The sequence below is a fragment of the uncultured Gimesia sp. genome (assembly GCF_963976445.1).
GTDB lineage: Bacteria > Planctomycetota > Planctomycetia > Planctomycetales > Planctomycetaceae > Gimesia.
The window spans coordinates 279,039-296,934 of the sequence record NZ_CAXBKP010000002.1 but is presented as its reverse complement, the minus strand read 5'-3'; the positions used below and the strand labels follow the sequence as shown (position 1 = coordinate 296,934).

Genomic DNA, 17,896 nt, shown 5'->3' with positions numbered 1-17,896 from the left:
GCTGATTTGCGAGTTCGAGGAGCTTTTTCTACCAAATAAACTCACCAGCCCCTATCGATCTAGTCGCGAATTCGTTCTACATAAGACCCGGACGCCGTGTCGACTTTGATTTTTTCACCAACATTGATGAAAGCAGGTACATTGACCGTAGCCCCCGTTTCAATCGTGGCTGGTTTCGTCACATTGGTTGCCGTGTTCCCTTTAGCCGCTGGTTCCGTGTAGGTCACTTCGACAATCACCTGCTGTGGCGGATCCATTCCAATCAGTTGGTCATTCCAGAATAACAGGCTGCAAATCGCCCCATCCAGAAGATACTCCGCGGCATTTCCACAGACTGATTCGTCAATGGAGTATTGTTCAAACGTTTCATTGTCCATAAAGTGCAGTCCGTTCGCATCTTTATAGAGATACTGTCCATCACCTTTACGGATATCAGCTTGTTCCAGGCTCTCACCACCACTTTTATAAGTACGGTCGAGAATGGTTCCTTTGAGCAAATTTCGCAATTTAGTCTTATATAAGGCTTGGCCTTTGCCTGGTTTGACGAAATTGATTTCGATCATTTCATAAGGATCACCATCGAGGATCACTTTAACACCCTTGCGAAAATCGCCTGTACTGATTTGTGGCATCGCTAAATTTCTCTGACAATAAAAGTGTTGTAAAAAAATATCTTTGTGTTTTGTTTCCAAGCCCGAGAGAATAACATATCTTAATCCGGTTGCAAACGGAGAGCGGGGAAATGTCGATCAATTTCTGCCGCCTTATCGTCTGAGGGATGCCTTTTCGCGTAAGAAGAAGCTCACTGTTTCCCGCATACATAAAGACCACGCGTGGCTTTCTCTACTGAATTATTTGGAAAATTGTCTTTTATGACCTCAACGATTTCAGAATCCACCTGGCAAAAGTCGCTCGCACAGGCCATCCGTGACCCAAGACTACTGATTTCCCGGCTAAAACTCCCTGAATCCCTGCTGACTCCGGCTCAAAACACTGTTCAATCGTTTCCACTGATGGTTCCTTTGAGCTATCTGGATCGCATCGAACCTGGCAATCCAGGAGACCCGCTTCTCAAACAGGTCCTGCCAATTGATCTCGAAAACCAGACCGTTCAGGGGTTTTCCGATGACGCCGTCGGTGATCTGCAAGTACGTCCCACTCCAGGGATTTTACACAAATATCAGGGCCGCGCACTCTTGATGGTAAGTGGAGCCTGCGCAATCAACTGCCGCTACTGCTTTCGTAGACATTATCCTTACAGCACTGAACCCCGCACGCTGGCTGAGTGGGAACCGGTCTGGGATGCGCTTTGCGCTGACGCATCAATCCAGGAAGTGATTCTGAGTGGAGGAGACCCGCTTTTACTGACCGATCTTCGACTGAAGGAACTCTGCGAGCGGATCGCGGACATTCCGCATGTGAAGCGGTTACGAATCCATAGTCGTTTGCCAGTGGTTCTTCCCGATCGAGTCCACTCCGGGTTGCTGGAACTGTTTCAACGGCTCGCAGAAAATGGGACTCTCGTCTGGATGGTGATTCATGCCAACCACCCGAACGAAATTGCAGAGGATGTTGAAACCGCACTCAAACAACTTCTTTCCGCAGGGATTCCGGTTCTCAATCAATCCGTGCTGCTGAAAGATATCAACGACAGTGCTGACATACTCGCCAGTCTCTCGGAACGCTTAATCAATCTGGGGGTGACTCCCTACTACTTGCATCAACTGGACCGCGTTGCGGGCGCTGCGCACTTCGAAGTACCGGAAGAGCAGGGGAGAGCCATCATTCGCGAGTTGCGCACGCGGCTGCCCGGTTACGCTGTGCCACAATATGTCCGTGAAATCGCGGGCGAATCTCACAAGATCTCTTTATTAGGTTGAGATTCAGCTTCTCTGTGCCAGGCTGTGAAACAAATCGATAAACCGATCCCCCCGTTCGGCGAAGCTGGAAAACCAACCATAACTGGCGCATCCCGGTGATAATAAAATGACATCACCCGGTGCCGATTGCTGAAACGCCCAGTCAAAAGCGGCTTCAAACGAAGTCTGCGGATGAGAAATTACTGCCGAAGTATTCATACCGGAACGCTCTCCCAAATCTTGCATCATCTCAGAAAGCACCGGCCCCGTCTCTCCCATTAAAGCGATCGCTTTCGTCTGCCTCAGGATTTGAGTGGCAAATTCTGTCAAATCGACTTTTTTGTCTGAACCTCCTGCCAGCAGAATGATGGGGCATTCCTCAAATGCTTCCAGAGCACAAATCGCAGATTCTGGAGTCGTGGCAAGGGAATCATTATAAAAACGGCGATCCCGATATTCCCCGACGAATTGTAATCGGTGCGGTAATCCCTTGAAAGTTTTCAGCCCTTCTTGAATCGTAGCGAGATCGACGCCGGCACAGTCACAAGCAGCAATCGCTGCTGCCGCATTCATGCGATTATGCCTGCCCGGAACAGTCAAGTGTGGCTCAAACGTGTGGTTCTGCTTCGTCAATTCAAAAGCATCCCCCTTGAGCAGGACATCAGATAGAGAGTCGTGGGTAGATCCAAACCGGACCACTTTACCGGTGGCACACCAACCCTGCAGTTCCTGTTCATCGGCATTGATAATGCTAAAGTCGTTTTTCGTCTGCCAGCGAAAGATACTCTGCTTCGCATTTCGATAGTGCTCTACTGTTTGATGCCAGTCGAGATGATTGGGGCTAAAGTTCGTGACCACACCAATCTGCGGGCTGGCCTGAATCCGATTTAGAGCATCCAGCTGGAAGCTGCTCAGTTCCAGAATCACCCAGTCCTCAGGTTGAATTTGATCGACCACCGGTAACAGGCTGATGCCGATATTGCCTCCCAACCAGCATCGGGCACCAGATGCTTTCATGATCGCATGAATCATCGCTGTCGTTGTCGATTTTCCATTACTCCCGGTCACGCCGATGACTCGTGCTGGATTCAATTGCCAGAAGAGTTCCATTTCACTGGTCACAGGAATCTGCTGCTTCTCTGCGTCTTTCAGCAAAGGATGTCTGGGGGGAATCGCAGGATTGACGACCAGCAAATCGGTTTTCGGCAATTCGGTCGGTGCGATTCCCAGTTGATATTTGATCTGAGACAGCGGTTTGAGTTGCTGCAGGGAATCGGCAAGCGACGCTTCATCCCTGGCATCGATTACCGTGATCTGTGCCCCCTGAGCCGCAAGATACTTGACAGCGGCGATCCCTCCACCGAATCGGCCTAAGCCTAGCAGGGTAATTTGACTTCGGTTCAGATCAAGATCTTGGATCAAAAATGACTTTACAGACATAGGGTAATCAGACTCTTTCTAGAGTCGGTGAATGAATGATTTGATTCAGGTACACTTCAGAGTGTTCTTGCATCAGTAGGTTTGCATATTTGGCAGTTCCTCGGTAGTCTGATTTCGGAACAAAATTTATTAATCATCCCTCATTCAGAGGTTCAGCCAATGATACTTGCTGCTGAGAAGAATGCCTGGCTAGGGCTCCACACCGCCGACTGGATTGTACTGGCTTTGTACTTTGTCGTCATTCTCGGGATTGGTCTTTGGTCAGTCACAAAAGTAAAAGATATGACTGACTTCTTCATGGGGGGCCGCCGGTTCGGTAAAGTCTTCATGATGTTCTTTGCCTTTGGGTCAGGCACAAGTAGCGAACAGGCTATCAGCGTGGTGGCAGGAACTTGGCGCGCAGGTCTGGCAGGAATCTGGTGGCAATTTCTCTGGCTCTGGGCGACTCCCTTTTACTGGATCGTCGCACCGATCATGAGGCGTATGCGCGCTCTGACCACCGCTGATTTCTTTGAAACCCGATTTAACGGCCCTACCGCAGTCCTGTATTCTTTCTATGGGATTGCAATCTCGATCACGTTTATCGCTGGCGGTTTGTTTGGCACCGGGAAAATGGTCGACGCTTTGACGGGAAATGAACTCGACCGGATGGCGATTCAGGCCAATATTATGGTCCCCGCCGCCGAATGGAATGCGAAAGAGAAATCGTTTCAAATTACAGAACGCCGACTGCAGGGCTATGAATACGCCATCCTGGCGGTGACGGTCATGTTCGTCATTTATGGAATGGCAGGGGGGCTCGGCGCAGCGATTATTACCGACTTTATTCAGGGCATTCTGACGATCATTTTCTCGTTTTTACTGTTACCGTTTGTCTTTTATGAGATCGGGGGCTTTGGCAAACTTCATCCCCAGTCAGAACTCAAGCCGGGCATGCTCGATCTGATTGCCAGTCCTGAAATCGCCGCCACGCTAGGCAGCGAACCGATTACCCCGTTTTATGTTTTCATGCTTTCGGTGACTGCACTGGCAGGAATTGTGATCCAGCCGCATATTATGGGGGTCTGCGGAGCAGGAAAAACCGAATATGAAGGCCGTTTTGGGTTCACCGTAGGTAACTTTCTCAAGCGATTTTGTACGGTCGCCTGGACCTTTACCGGCTTGGCTTGCATCGTCTGGTATATGGGTGACAACAGCCCCCTGAAGACCTCTCCCGATCCAGCAGATCAGGCGATTTACCAATCGTTGATCATGCGAGCCAGTCCCGAATTCCATGAATTACCTGCGGTCGAGAAAGCGAAAATCGAGACAACCGATCGTAATTTTGCCGACCAACTCTTCGGAATGGCGGCACATGATATTCTTCCCCGCATCGCACCGGGATTGATCGGTTTGCTGCTGGCTTCATTGTTGGCAGCTGTCATGAGTACCAGTGACGCCCAGATGATTATTTCCAGTGGTCTGTTTACCGAAAACATCTATAAAAAGAGTCTGGTGAAAAACCGTTCTCAACGTCATTACCTCTGGGTCGGGCGTATCGCAGGGCTTGTGATTGTGATCCTTGCGCTCATCTTGCAGACCACTTTCACTGATATTATTGCGGCTTTGAAAGTGATTGTGAAAACACCCGCCTGTATCGGAATCAGCCTCTGGTTCGGGATTGTCTGGAGACGTTGGAATGTCGTTTCCGTCTGGGCTTCCACTGTAATCGGAATTCTGACCTGGATTACGGTCGCCTTCTATCCCGACTCGTTACATCAATCAGGAATACTTCCCGAATTTATGTTTAAGGTCGATGGGACTTCGGTCAAAATGTGGGACGTCTGGCAAATGTTTTCCTTCATGAGTCTGGCGATTGGCAGTGGGATCATCGCCAGCTTCATCACGCCTCGACAAGCACAGGAAAAACTCGACCATTTCTACAATTTAATGCATACTCCGGTGAGGTTGAATGAAGTCATCAACTCACCTTGTACGCTACCGGAAAACCCGGAACCGGTCGGAAAGAGACTCTTTCCTAATTGGAAGGATATCGAAATTCCCAAGCCAACATTTCAGGATCTCAGCGGCTTTATCCTGGCCTGGTGTGCCGTCGGTGCGATTATCTGGCTGACGAAATATCTCGCGGCAGTCGTGTAAGGGAAGGGGCTTCTGTTCTCTGTTGACAAATATAAGGCTCCGTTTTCGTAATGGATGCGTCTGAAACACCCTATTTTTCAGGGGATGGGCCCCCTCTTGACTCCCTCAAGAAGAACCCTATAAATGGCGCACATGCATCGCGCGCGTGAGAGAGCAGTCAATCAGTCGGAAATTCCTGAACAGAATGAATCGTTTCTATTCAGTTTGAGAAATGCCAGACGATCGAAATATCGCTGATTTCAAGACCGTTTTGGAATAATCCATGCGAGTAATCGGTTATAAATCCTATTGAAACAGCACCTCTATCGATTACGTTCGCAGGTGGTTCAGGGAAGATCATCGCATGATCAGAGGCCATCAGAGGTAGATCAAGTGTCGTTCAAAAAAGGTAACGATTTTCACACATGCTGAGCACGTACTACTCAAATCAACCGTCAATCGTTTCAGGTCGCGCATAAAAAAACAGCCGGAAACAAAAGTGCTACCGGCTGTTTAAAATTGTGATGAAGCTGCTTAACTCGTGATTAACTGCGATAAGTCACAGTGACTTTACCACGGTGAGATTCAACCACCACACTGTATTTACCATAATCAAATATTTTGCGACGGCCATCTTTACTGCAGCGAACACACTCACAGGCACAACCTGGAGCACAAATTTCTACAGCAACACACCCAGGCTCACAACAACCGCGTTTGGGAGCACAAGGATCAACAATCGTGACCAACTTCGGATTCGAGCAGGGGGCAATGTTGCGAGGCCGCTTGTATTTAACACAGTCGAATAGCGGAATCGCGTTGGAAGCAACATGATGCTTATACGGTTGAGGCATCATCTCTGGCATTGGCTCAGGAGCAAATGCAGACGCAGGGGGCGCTGCAGTCGTTTGGCTTAAATAAACACCCTGTCCTAAATCAAATGCAGGACCTTGTGCCTGAGCTGCCGTAACAGTAAGGGCAATTATGCCCAATGTGTAACAAACAATCTTGTTCATCTCTGAATACTCCTTTTGCTACCATGGTGAACTCCATGAAGGTAGCGATTGATAAAAATCAATAATGTCTCTCCCTGACGACGTGCCTGGCCATTCTCCAGAATGTTAATATTCAGGCAATTGAATAGTCGGGATTTTTTCTCGGTTGTCCACCACCAAATTATACACCCTCTGAAACAGGGGGCTGGATTTTTCGAGTAAGGTGATGAAAAACCGGTACCAGTTACGAGTCTGATTATGATCAGAGATAATAAGTGAACTTTGAGCTGACAAGAGCGATTCACACTTTTTTTACGCAAACCGGCAAACAGTCCTGGCCTACCCGATCGGTATATTTTTACACCATCGCTATCCAAAGCCTTTTGCGACAGGGAATTGCAGCATCACCAAAGCAAATACGTCATTCTCGACACGTGGGTTGTGAGAATTAAGGCTCTCCTGGTCTATCGAGCGTCGCTTGAGACCCGAAAATAGGATTTAAACAAATGAGGTAAGCTGGAGTTGCATCAGCGGCAGAGATCACACATAATCTAATCGGTTTAATTTCAAGGACTTGAGGGAGATATCCATGAACGAGCCGGAAAACCGGTTGAGACAGAAACCAATCTTGCGATCAGCAGCGTTGTCTTATACTTGCCTGTCTATTTTGTTGCTCTTCACGGGCTGCGGTGGTGGTACACCACCGGCAACGCCTCAGCCTCAACCAACGGCGACTCCCGCACAAGCTCCTGCGACTTCCGTCGCCCAGACGGCACCAACACAGCCCGCCAAAAGTGACGAGAAGAAAGATAGCCGTAAAACGATTGACGGCATCCCTTACGACGTCTGGTTCGATAACCCCTTAGCAGTGGCGGGAAATAATCAGGCAGTCGCCCCCGTCTCGTTACCAGGAAATACGGTCGCAGCCACTCCCACAACCCCCGCACCAGCAGGTGAGATGAAACCAGCGGCTGCTTCCGGTACACCGACCTCAGGTGGGATTGACTGGAAAACCATCATGCCGATGCCGGTACTGGAATCCCAAGTGAAGGATATTCGCAATCGACTGACCAAAAACATGCAGTCGGTTGGAACCTACAATAACAGCTACTTGGAAATTCCCATGTTCACATCAACCTTGGCTGCGCTGGCAGGCATTGTCACTGAACACCCGGAAGACGTGGGCTGGAAAAAGAATGCCAAGCATCTTCGTGATCTGGCTGCCGGAATTTCAGCAGCACCTTTGAAACGCGGTGCCAAATCGTTTCGTGAGATTCAGGTTCCTTATGAACAGATCATTGTGATCATGAATGGAAGCCTGCCTGCTGGAATTGCAGCTGCAGATGAGAAGAAACCTCTGTCCGAGGTCGCTTCGATGGGAGATCTGATGAAGCGAGCCGACATTGCTTCCAAATGGTTGAAATCAAATGTCGGAAACGCAGACGCGTTGAAATCGGAAAAAGAAAAAGTGATTGAAGAAGCGCATCTTTTAGCCGCCATCTCGAAAATCATTACGACAGAGGGATATGGTTATGTCGATGATAAAGGATTTTTAAATCACGCCAACCCGATGTCAGACGCCAGCCTCAAAATGGTCGAGGCTGCAAAGGGTGACAATTTCCCCCAGTTTGATGAAAGTCTGACACGCGTCTATAAAGCCTGCACCCAATGCCATAGCGAATATAAAGAATAATTCCTGTCGTTGCAGCGCACGCCAAAATCTTAAAAATCAGCAAGCAAGTCACAGAGAGGAAATCGAAGGAATGAGACACAATTGGTGCCACGCAGGGATGAGAGTCTGCTTGTTGATCATGATTCTGGGAACGGGTGATTTTGTCCGGGCAGATTGGATTGAACTGGTCAGCGGACATAAAATCCAGGGAGATGTTCTCAAGGAAAGCAGCAAGCACTTATTGGTCGATATCGGCATCGAAGTCCTGCGGATTCCCGTAGAGCAGATTCGCTCACGGACCAAATCCGAAACACTTCCTGATGGCAAAAAAACGATCACAAAAAACAAAGACAAAATCTATTCCGTTGCCGAACTTCCGCTAAAAAGTATCAAGGAACTGGCTCGAATCTATGGGGAAGCGGTCACTCTGGTCCAGACCCCCAGCGGACTTGGCTCCGGCTTTATCATCAATGATCGCGGATACTGCGTCACGAACTACCATGTTGTAGAGAAAGAAACACGGATCGCCGTGACCATTTTTCATCGTGCCGCGAATGGCGAGTTTCAACGCCGACAGATCAAAGATGTCGAAATTGTGGCGTTAAACCCGTTTTTTGATTTGGCATTGCTGCGGATTCCTCGACAGAAGGATGTCCCGTTTCGTACCGTCTATCTGGCGGAGAATGATCAACAACGCGAAGGTGAGGAAGTCTTTGCCATTGGAAATCCGCTGGGGCTGGAACGGTCCGTTTCACGCGGCATTGTCAGTACCCGCAATCGCAATATGCAGGGAATTGTCTATATCCAGACCACGACTCAAATCAATCCGGGAAACAGTGGCGGCCCCTTATTCAATTCGCGCGGGGAAGTCATCGGCGTGACCAACATGAAATTGATTCTCGGAGAAGGCTTAGGCTTTGCGATTCCGATTACCTATGTCAAACATTTTCTGGACAATCGTGATGCCTTTGCATTCGATAAGACCAGCCCCAATACAGGTTATCGCTATTTTGATGCACCACGCAGAAAATCGGCTGATTCTGAAAAGTAAGCGAAGTTTTTTGCAACCGGCGTTTGTTTTTGCTGGTACTTCCTTGTGAGATTCCTCTGCCAATTTTTTGTATCTGCCCAGGAAGCAGGGCAAGTTGGGGTTGTCAGAAAAAACAGAATTGCTACAAATAAACAGTATTTATCATCGTCGCGCTCTACTGCCTGGACAAGGACATTTAGTCCAAGCAAGCGGACGATCTTTTAAATCCCCTTACTAAAAGAGAAAGAATGAAGGCTCCAATGAGAAAGCCACTTTTGTTTTTTACTTTGATGCTCATGCAGGCGATGTTCCTGCTAACGACAGTTCAGGACAGCTTTGCGCAAGACCGAGTCACGGCTGCCCAGCGTATTCCCGCTGATTCATTGCTCTACTTTTCTATTCCCGATGTAGAAACATTGGGCGATAACTGGAGCCGCTGCTCCATGGGCCAGATGACGCACGATCCTGCATTTGCGGATTTCAAGAAAGACCTGATCAAACTGATCGAAAAATTCTCCGAGAAGTTTGAATCAGAAACAGACTTGAGCCTCAGTAATATCCTCAGCATTCCCAGTGGCGAAGTCTGCTTTGCCTTTATCAAAAGTGATGAAGGAAAATTTGGTGGTCTGGGTCTGATGGAATACGGCGAAAGCGGTGAAGTCCTGGAAAAAATTCTGTCAAAAGCGGCTGACGCATTTGATAAAGAAGGGGCACAGCGCTCAATCCGTAGCGTTGATGGAACCAAAATCGTCGTTTATTCTTTTGAATCAGAAGACGACGATCAAGCGCCAGTCAAAGTTCCTCTGGCAAAGAAATTTGCTTACTTCCTCAAAGACAAAACCTTTGTGACTTCAAACGATGACAAAATTTTGGAATCGGTTTTAGCGAAATGGGATGGTCAGGGGCAAAACACATTAGCTGGTAAAAAAGAATATCAGTACATTCAAACGAAATGTGCCGATCCAACAGCTCCTGCCGTCATGCAGTGGTACATGAATCCTATCGGGGTGCTTCAGTCAATCCTCGGAGTTGCCAGCCGCATCAATCCTCAAGTTGGTATGGTTCAGGGATTTCTCCCCGCTTTAGGCATTACCAATCTGAAAGCAGTCGGTGGATCAACATATATTGCTACGAAAGATTACGATTCGATTTCGAAAACGTTCACCTATGTCGAAATGCCGACTTCCGGAATTATCGACATGTTCAAATGCCCGGCAGTCGCTCAGCAACCACCAGTCTGGGTTTCGGATAAAGTTTCAACCTATTACTCAATCAACTGGAGCATCGGCGGTGCTTATGATTCGATTGAGACCTTGTTTGATGGTTTCCAAGGACGCCCTGGAGCATTGTCAGCGCTCATCGATCAAATGGCTGACAAACCCGAAGGTCCCAAAATTCACTTCAAAAAAGATATTGTCGATAATATGAGTGGCCGGATTCAGGTCGCAACCGAACTGATTGAAGGCGAACAATTGGACCTGACGAAAATGTCTGGCCAGTTTACCGTTGCATTCGGACTCAAAAATTCTGACGCATTTCAGAAAGTGATAGCATCGCTAACTGCCCGAGATGACTTCCCCGGCCAGACACGCGAGTTCCAAGGCATCACGCTGTACGAACTCCCGGGAGCAATCCTGAGCTCGCCCACCGATGCCGCGTTCTGTATTGCAGAAAACCAGCTTTTCATTGCCAATGATGTCAAGCAAATCGAAAACGTACTACGCAAAGACCGTGGTGTCAGTTCGCTGGTAAATAGTGAAAGTTACAAACGGATTTCAGAAAACTTTCCTGAAAAAACGTCGATCATCACTTACCAAAATGCAGACGCACAAGTTCATGCTGTCTATGAATTATTGAGAAAAAATGAAACCGGGGTAGATCTGCAAGGTCTTGATTTATCGAAGTTACCCTCTTTCGATGTGATTCAAAAGTATCTTCCCATTTCAGGCGGATACACGGTTCCCGATGATCAAGGGTTCTTCACTTCGACCTTTGGCGTTAAAAAATCAGAAAACAAATGATTTTTGAATCGCGTCTTTAAGCTACTTAACCCGGTGAGTTCGCTCACCGGGTTTTTTCGTCTGTACGACAAATCTTGCAAAATCTGATTTAGGAAAAACGGAAAAGCTGGCCATGCTTTGAAAATTGATCTATATTCGAATGAATACTAAAAGCGCAGTCCAGATTCATCTCTAAAATGCGAGTCGCCTCCGATGCAAAAACAATTGTTGTTGAGTGTTTTTTGTTTAACGCAAGCCTGCTTTCTGCTCGGTATTCAAAGCAGCCCTGCCCAAGCCAGCGGCCAGATGGCCCAACGCATTCCCTCAGACACCTGTCTTTATTTTACCGTCCCGAATGTGAAAACGGCGATAAAACAATGGACTAACCGATCTGTCTTGCAGATACTGGAAGAGCCCGCACTGTCGGAATTCAAAGAGGAAATCACAACAAGCTTTGAGAAGGCATCCCGGGAGATCAAGAAAGAAACCGGATATCCTCTCTCCACCATCCTGGAAGTTCCCAGCGGAGAAGTTTCGCTTGCGGTTTTCAAAACCGCTGAAGACCGCATTGGTACTGTCGCAACGATGGAGTACGGTGAAGGCGAGAGCAGTGAGGTTCTGAAAAAACTGTTATCGCTCGCTGCCGACCACCTGAATAAAGCAGGGGCCGTTCGTTCCATCAAACGCGTTAACGGCACGATCTTCAAAACTTATTCTTTTGAGGCAACAAAATCAGAGTCGGATACCGTCCCTCTGGCCAGGGAAGTGGCGTATTTTCTCAAAGACAACTCTCTGGTGATCTCAAACGACAGCAAGCTACTGGAAGCAGTCTTGTCAGACTGGGAAGGACGCCGCTCAGACTCTCTGGCTGACAATAATGAATTTCAGTATATCCTCAAAAAATGCGAACAGGAAGATGCGTCTGCCGCCATGCACTGGTATCTGAACCCGATCAATGCAATTCAATCGACGTTAAAAATTTATGCACAATTCGAACCCATAGCCGGCATGGCTCAGGGAGTATTGCCGTCACTCGGAATCACCAATTTAAAAGCAACGGGCGGTTCAGCCTACTTCTTTACCAAAGATTATGAATTTGTCTCCAAAACCTTCACCTACGTGAAACTGCCCGGATTCGGTTTGATCGATGTCTTTCACTGCCCCGCAATTTCGCAACAACCGCCTTGGTGGGTTTCGAATCAATGCGTCAGCTATTACTCGATCAACTGGTCGATTGAGGATGCCTATCAAGCAGCGGAATCACTTCACGACGGCTTCCGTGTGAGTCCCGGCGCTCTGGCCAAAGCGATCGATGATTATTCGAAGCAAGACGACTCTCCCAAAATTCATCTCAAAAAGGATCTTCTCGATCATCTCACCGGCAGAATTCAGATTATCACGGAGCATCAGGACTTAGAATCCGTGGAGCAATTCTTTGGAAGATATACGCTAGTACTAGGACTGAAGAATCCAGACACATTCAACAAAACGATTCTCGCGTTGTCGGACAGGAGTGAGTCCAAAATCGCAATACGAGAATTTCAGGGGACCACCTTGTATGAATACCCCGATAGTTTTCTCCCTGCCGCTTACTGCATTATCGATAATACATTCATTGCATCTACCAATGTAAAAGAGCTTGAAATGATCATCAGGAAAGATCGTCAGGCAGGCTCATTAGTGGATGATCCTGTTTTCAAGAAAATCTCAAAGACGTTCCCGACAAAGACATCAATCATTTCATATCAAAGATTAGATGCTCCGTTTCTGGCGTTCACAAAATTGCTCCAAGATAACAAATATTCAGGCGAAATCGATGCAGGGCTGTTATCCCAAATCCAGAGTTTAGACGGTGCGATCAAATACCTCCCGATTACCGCTGGCTATACAGTTCCCGATGACCGTGGCTTTTTCTCGGTCCGAATGATTATGAATAATTCATTTGATTAGTTCGCCTCTCGCTAGAACCAGATAAAGAGAATTCAGTTCGTTTTTTAAGAAATTAACCAAAACTATTCGAAGTGAAGCGTGTTTAATTTATTAACCCGGATACGGGTTGATGAGAGCCATTCCAGCCTCAATTAAGATATTCCTGACAAAGCCGAACGCTTGGGGACACTTAAGTCCAGGCAGGGCAGGGCTTCGATGTAGAATCTCTGGTATTTTTCTATCTCAGCATTCCCACGAAAGAGACTGTCATGAAGCGCACTTTTCAATGTATTACTTTGTTGACTCTACTTGGCGTTTCTGTCAATCATCTCGCTGCAGCGCCGGAAAAAGATGAGTCGTCATCGCAGAACATCTTTCAGCAACTTGACAAAAACTCAGATGGAATCGTGACTGCTGAAGAAGTGCCGGACGAGAAATCACGTTTTTTCGATCATCTCATTCGCCAGGGAGATCAGAATAAAGACGGCAAACTGACCAAGGCTGAATTTGAAGCGGGCCTGAAAAAAGAAGATCAGAAGTTTCCCGCAGGCGATGCCCCCAGGGGAAACCGCAATCGGGGACCGCGTGATATGAAAAAGTTTTGGAGTCGCCTGGATCGAAATGGTGACAAGAAAATTTCCAAAGAGGAACTTCCGGAACCGATGCGTGCGCGTATGGAACCGCTGTTTCAACGATTAAATACAGATGAAATTTCCCTGGAAGAATTTGAAAAGTTCGGAAACCGATTCAAAGGAAACAGAGAAGGGGGCAAGCCCCCCGGAAATCGCCCGCGGAAACCTGGAGACATGCAAGCGGGTGCAGAGCGATTTTTCGATCGATTGGATACCAATAAGGATGGGAAACTCACTCTGGAAGAATCTCCCGAACGAGGAAAACCAATTGTACGGCGTCTTTTGGAGAAATCTGGAAAAGGCGAGGATGCAGAACTGACCAAGGAAGAATTCAAGAAAGAGTTCGCTGCGTTTCGTCCTGACCGACGTCGCCCCGACCGTGAAAACGACAAAGAGATGAAACGTCCAGAAATGCGTGACCAACAGAAAAAACAGCCGGGTGAGCCAGCAAGGCGGCGTCCCGGTTCCAGTTTCTTTCAAACAATAGATCTTGATAATGATGGAAAATTGAGCAAATACGAGTTAAATCAAATTGATCGCGTCTTCGACAGACTGGATCGAAATCGAAATGGATATCTCGAATTAGAGGAAGTCGTCGGACAACAAAGACGTGGCAGAATCAACCCGGTTCGCATCGGAGCTGAGCCGCAAAAAGAGAATCAGAAAACGGAGAGTAAAGGAAAAAAAGCGTCGGAGTAAAACGGCAACGTTTCACTCGCATTAAGACTTGAGTTCCTCAGAGGCAGTCTGCTCGGCCAGCGCAGGACTGCCTTTCTCTTTTTGCAGATGTTGCACCCAAGCAGGCGGCAGATTGAACCAGACCCAGTCCGTTTGAATTTGATACTGACTGGTATAATGACTCATAATGTCATCAATTTGCCGAATCCGCTGATTCTCTTCACCCCGCGAAATGGCTTTCCGCACAGGTCGCACATACATATATTCAAAGTAAGACAGGACGCCACCCGGCTTGAGCAGACGAAAATAGGCTTCAAAGATCTCGCCCACCAGATCCGTGGGAAAATTGTTCAAAGGCAGTCCGGAAACGATATAGTCGTATTCTTCTCCCGCTCCATATTCCTGCAACGGACAGTTGTGGATGGATGTCTGATCCTTGATCTCTCGAAACCCCTGTTCCTGGTCAAAACGTTTATGGAGAATCTCGACAAACTTGTCATTCAACTCCACCAGATCCAGTTGGTCTCCCGGTTGAATCTGTTTGACGATCTGCCGTGTCACAGCGCCGGTTCCGGGACCAATTTCCAGAACTTTCTTAGGCCCCTGATGCTGCTTCATCGGCCCCGCCATATCTGACGCCAGAAAACGGCTGCTGGGAGCAATTGCACCGGTGGTTTCAAAGGTCGTACGAAACTGTTTGAAAAATTCCAGATAGTGTGACACGGTGATAGTTCCTGGTATGTAATCAAAACAAGGGAATAATATGAAACCGGCAATTACGAAAGTGTCTTCCGTCTCGCGTCACCGATCTGTACAGCCTGTTGAGCAATATCAACCCCGACGGCTTCGCTCCACGCTACGAGTAACTGCATAAACACAGGCCCCGGAACGCCCTCTGAAATGGGAGTTTCCCCAAAACGGGTCACTGGCATCAGACAATACCCGGTCGAAGACGTCAATGCTTCATCGGCCTCGAGAATCGCATTTGCCGAAATATCTGCCTCTGCATAGCGAAGTCCCAGCTGTTTCGCTAATCGGATCACCATCTGCTGACTGATCCCTCCCAGAATATGCTCCGGACGTGGTGACACGATCATATTGTCTTTGACAATATAGAAGTTACCGATCGTCGTTTCCGCGGCAAATCCTGACTCATCAAATAAGAGTGCGCTGGCTTGTGGCTCTTTTTTACGAATCAGTTTATCCGCTCGATACAAGTGAATGCGGCTGCGGGATTTGACCTGGGGATCAAATATTTTTGCATTGAGCTGTTGTACTTCGGATCTCACCAAATGTTGGCCGACTGCGTATTTTTGATCCCATAGTTCAAACGCCAAAGGAAACGTATGCACGCAAACCGTCGGCGTTTGACAGGTTTCAAGTTCGGCAAGTCCCAGGTAGGGCAGATTCTGGCCGGCTGTAATGAAGACCGTCAAACCCAGATCCTGCTCTGTCGGTAACAATGCTGCGTTCTGATCGATCAGGCGTTCACAGATTTGTTGTAGCTCCGATTTTGCCACGGGGGATTCAATACAGACATAATCCAACGCAGAGTAGAGCCGGTCCAGATGCTCGTCCAGCATAAAGGGGCGATGCGCGAAGGTGCGAATCATCTCCGTCACCGAAGCGCCGTACACAATCCCCAGATCTGTCACCGCCAGCTTTGCGTCGGAAAAAGGGATCAAGGCGCCATTGAGATACGCCAGTGGTTCAGTCATGCCGGAAATTTCATCACAAAAGGAAGATTCGTTGAAACGCAGAAGCGGAAGCTCATCAATAAGACGAGTTAATAACCATCATACACGGGGTACGAATACGCGGGGACTGGTGTCTGATACTGTGGGTACTGTGAATTCAAATAAGGCCGTCTGCCATAGAGCCGGACTTGCAGATACATGAAGTTAGACACCATGCGGCAGCCGAGCGGAAAGGCGGAATTATCACAGCGGCGATGTAAATCCTGGCGAAATTGCAAGTCACAATAACGGCGGCTGACTCCGGGAATTTCATAACATCGATCATGCTGTATGCAGGTCCCTCGAAAATTGGCTCCCATGAAACCCTGCGGCGTTAAAAACCGTAACAAAGGCGCACCATCCGGGCCGCAAGGATACCCGCACCCCTGGGCATAAACAGTGCTGTGACTGCCTGAAGCAGGCATTAACCAGAGTGTGAAAAACAGGATCGCTAGTTTCCATTTCATGGAGAGGCTCGCTTTATCATCTGAAAATTAGTCGACTGACACCCAAAAGAGGAGCGGGGCAGGTGTAGTGGTCGATTTTTACGATTTTCCCTACTTGGCGTGCGAATCGCAAGTTTCTTTTATCACCTCTCTTTAAATCCCCCGACAAAAGACCAAATCGCCAGCAATTGTTGTCAAAAAAATGAACCAGTGGTATGACTTCTGAGTCAGAGCTCGATATACTGCCAAGGAGAAATATTGTGCTAACTTGAGATCTGACAATCATTTTTTTACGATTTCCAGTAGGCCATTGTGAATAGAAATACGAACTTGAACTGAGAGCGAAAAGGATTGAACAATATGGCGATACCAGCAATTCAACCAGGACAAACGAAAGTCGGCTGGATTGGAACGGGAGTCATGGGTGCCAGCATGGTCGGACACCTGATGGACGCTGGTTTTTCAGCAACTGTCTATAATCGCAGTAAATCTAAAGCAGAGCCTTTGATTCAGAAAGGCGCCAACTGGGCCGATTCCCCAAAGGCAGTCGCAGAAGCGTCTGACGTCATTTTCTCAATTGTTGGTTTCCCTGCCGATGTCAGAGAAGTCCTATTAGGAGAGCAGGGGGCATTAGCCGGAGCCTCTGCCGACAAAATTCTAGTCGATATGACAACCAGCGATCCCTCTTTGGCCGTGGAAGTTGCCGAAGCAGCGAAAGCAAAGGGCGTCTATAGTGTAGATGCCCCCGTTTCCGGCGGAGATGTCGGCGCCAAAAATGGCACCCTGTCTATCATGATCGGGGGAGAGCAAGCAGTGGTCGATGCCCTGCAACCCTGCTGGGAAGCCATGGGCAAGACGATTGTGCATCAGGGTGAAGCCGGTTCCGGTCAGCATACGAAAATGGTCAATCAAATCCTGATCGCCACGAACATGATTGGTGTCTGCGAGGCCCTGCTGTATGGTTATAAAGCAGGACTGGACCTGCCGACCGTATTAGAATCTGTCGGCAGCGGCGCTGCAGGCAGCTGGTCGCTTTCCAATCTCGGTCCTCGTATTATGGATAATAATTTCGATCCAGGATTCTTTGTCGAACATTTTATCAAAGACATGGGCATCGCATTGGCAGAAGCCAAAGCAATGAACTTGAGTCTGCCTGGTCTGGCATTAGGACATCAACTGTACCTTGCTGTTCAGGCTCAGGGACATGGTCGCGACGGAACACATGCCCTGCAGCTGGCACTGGCGTCTTTATCCAATGTTGACTGGGAAAATCGTTCCTAGTTGCAAAACGGATCAATCACATAAAAGTAGATCATCGATCTGGTCAAACCGGTCTGACCAGTCAACTTAGTTTTGAGGTA

Annotated in this window: 14 protein-coding genes; 8 read left to right on the top strand and 6 right to left on the bottom strand. The window is 48.0% G+C overall.

Translation table 11 applies throughout. The features are described 5' to 3' along the window. Positions 1–59 precede the first annotated feature (59 nt). Positions 60–632 carry an elongation factor P gene (gene efp, locus AAC022_RS03710; protein ID WP_339728105.1) on the bottom strand — a complete coding sequence of 191 codons (573 nt, stop codon included), beginning with the start codon at positions 630–632 and terminating at the stop codon, positions 60–62. A 240-nt stretch (positions 633–872) separates the two neighbouring features. Between efp and epmB the strand changes: the two genes are divergently transcribed. After that, complete coding sequence (gene epmB / locus AAC022_RS03705; protein ID WP_339728104.1) at positions 873–1,880, top strand: EF-P beta-lysylation protein EpmB; 1,008 nt, start codon at positions 873–875, stop codon at positions 1,878–1,880. A 3-nt stretch (positions 1,881–1,883) separates the two neighbouring features. Here the strand turns inward: epmB and murD are convergent, their stop codons facing one another. Further along, positions 1,884–3,299, bottom strand: coding sequence for a UDP-N-acetylmuramoyl-L-alanine--D-glutamate ligase (gene murD, locus AAC022_RS03700; protein ID WP_339728102.1), 1,416 nt, complete (start codon positions 3,297–3,299; stop codon positions 1,884–1,886). A gap of 159 nt (positions 3,300–3,458) precedes the next feature. Here murD and AAC022_RS03695 point away from each other — a divergent pair, with 159 nt between their 5' ends. Then, a complete protein-coding gene (locus tag AAC022_RS03695) occupies positions 3,459–5,438 on the top strand; it encodes a sodium:solute symporter family protein (RefSeq protein WP_339728100.1) in 1,980 nt (659 codons plus the stop codon). A 524-nt stretch (positions 5,439–5,962) separates the two neighbouring features. Here AAC022_RS03695 and AAC022_RS03690 read toward each other — a convergent pair. Beyond that, positions 5,963–6,433, bottom strand: coding sequence for a hypothetical protein (locus AAC022_RS03690; RefSeq protein WP_339728097.1), 471 nt, complete (start codon positions 6,431–6,433; stop codon positions 5,963–5,965). Positions 6,434–7,001: 568 nt separating this feature from the next. On the opposite strand from AAC022_RS03690, the gene AAC022_RS03685 reads away from it, so the two are divergent. From AAC022_RS03685 to AAC022_RS03665, 5 genes are all read left to right on the top strand, one after another. Then, positions 7,002–8,105, top strand: a complete 1,104-nt coding sequence (locus tag AAC022_RS03685; protein ID WP_339728094.1) for a hypothetical protein — start codon at positions 7,002–7,004, stop codon at positions 8,103–8,105. 70 nt (positions 8,106–8,175) lie between these two features. Then, positions 8,176–9,135, top strand: coding sequence for a trypsin-like peptidase domain-containing protein (locus AAC022_RS03680; RefSeq protein ID WP_339728092.1), 960 nt, complete (start codon positions 8,176–8,178; stop codon positions 9,133–9,135). A gap of 239 nt (positions 9,136–9,374) precedes the next feature. Continuing rightward, positions 9,375–11,135: a hypothetical protein gene (locus AAC022_RS03675; protein ID WP_339728090.1), complete on the top strand. Its 1,761-nt coding sequence runs from the start codon at positions 9,375–9,377 to the stop codon at positions 11,133–11,135. A 192-nt stretch (positions 11,136–11,327) separates the two neighbouring features. Then, on the top strand, positions 11,328–13,064 hold the full coding sequence (locus AAC022_RS03670; RefSeq protein ID WP_339728088.1) for a hypothetical protein: 1,737 nt from the start codon (positions 11,328–11,330) through the stop codon (positions 13,062–13,064). Between the two features lie 248 nt (positions 13,065–13,312). Next, the gene (locus AAC022_RS03665) at positions 13,313–14,374 is read left to right on the top strand and encodes a hypothetical protein (protein WP_339728087.1); all 1,062 of its coding nucleotides are present in this window, start codon (positions 13,313–13,315) and stop codon (positions 14,372–14,374) included. Between the two features lie 21 nt (positions 14,375–14,395). Here the strand turns inward: AAC022_RS03665 and AAC022_RS03660 are convergent, their stop codons facing one another. The 3 genes from AAC022_RS03660 to AAC022_RS03650 all read right to left on the bottom strand — a co-directional run bounded on the left by AAC022_RS03660 (position 14,396) and on the right by AAC022_RS03650 (position 16,556). Further along, positions 14,396–15,076, bottom strand: a complete 681-nt coding sequence (locus AAC022_RS03660) for a methyltransferase domain-containing protein (protein WP_339728086.1) — start codon at positions 15,074–15,076, stop codon at positions 14,396–14,398. A 53-nt stretch (positions 15,077–15,129) separates the two neighbouring features. Continuing rightward, on the bottom strand, positions 15,130–16,071 hold the full coding sequence (locus AAC022_RS03655) for an aminotransferase class IV (protein ID WP_339728084.1): 942 nt from the start codon (positions 16,069–16,071) through the stop codon (positions 15,130–15,132). A 68-nt stretch (positions 16,072–16,139) separates the two neighbouring features. Then, the gene (locus AAC022_RS03650) at positions 16,140–16,556 is read right to left on the bottom strand and encodes a hypothetical protein (protein ID WP_339728082.1); all 417 of its coding nucleotides are present in this window, start codon (positions 16,554–16,556) and stop codon (positions 16,140–16,142) included. Positions 16,557–16,895: 339 nt separating this feature from the next. Here AAC022_RS03650 and AAC022_RS03645 point away from each other — a divergent pair, with 339 nt between their 5' ends. After that, positions 16,896–17,816, top strand: coding sequence for an NAD(P)-dependent oxidoreductase (locus tag AAC022_RS03645; RefSeq protein ID WP_339728080.1), 921 nt, complete (start codon positions 16,896–16,898; stop codon positions 17,814–17,816). Positions 17,817–17,896: the final 80 nt, after the last annotated feature.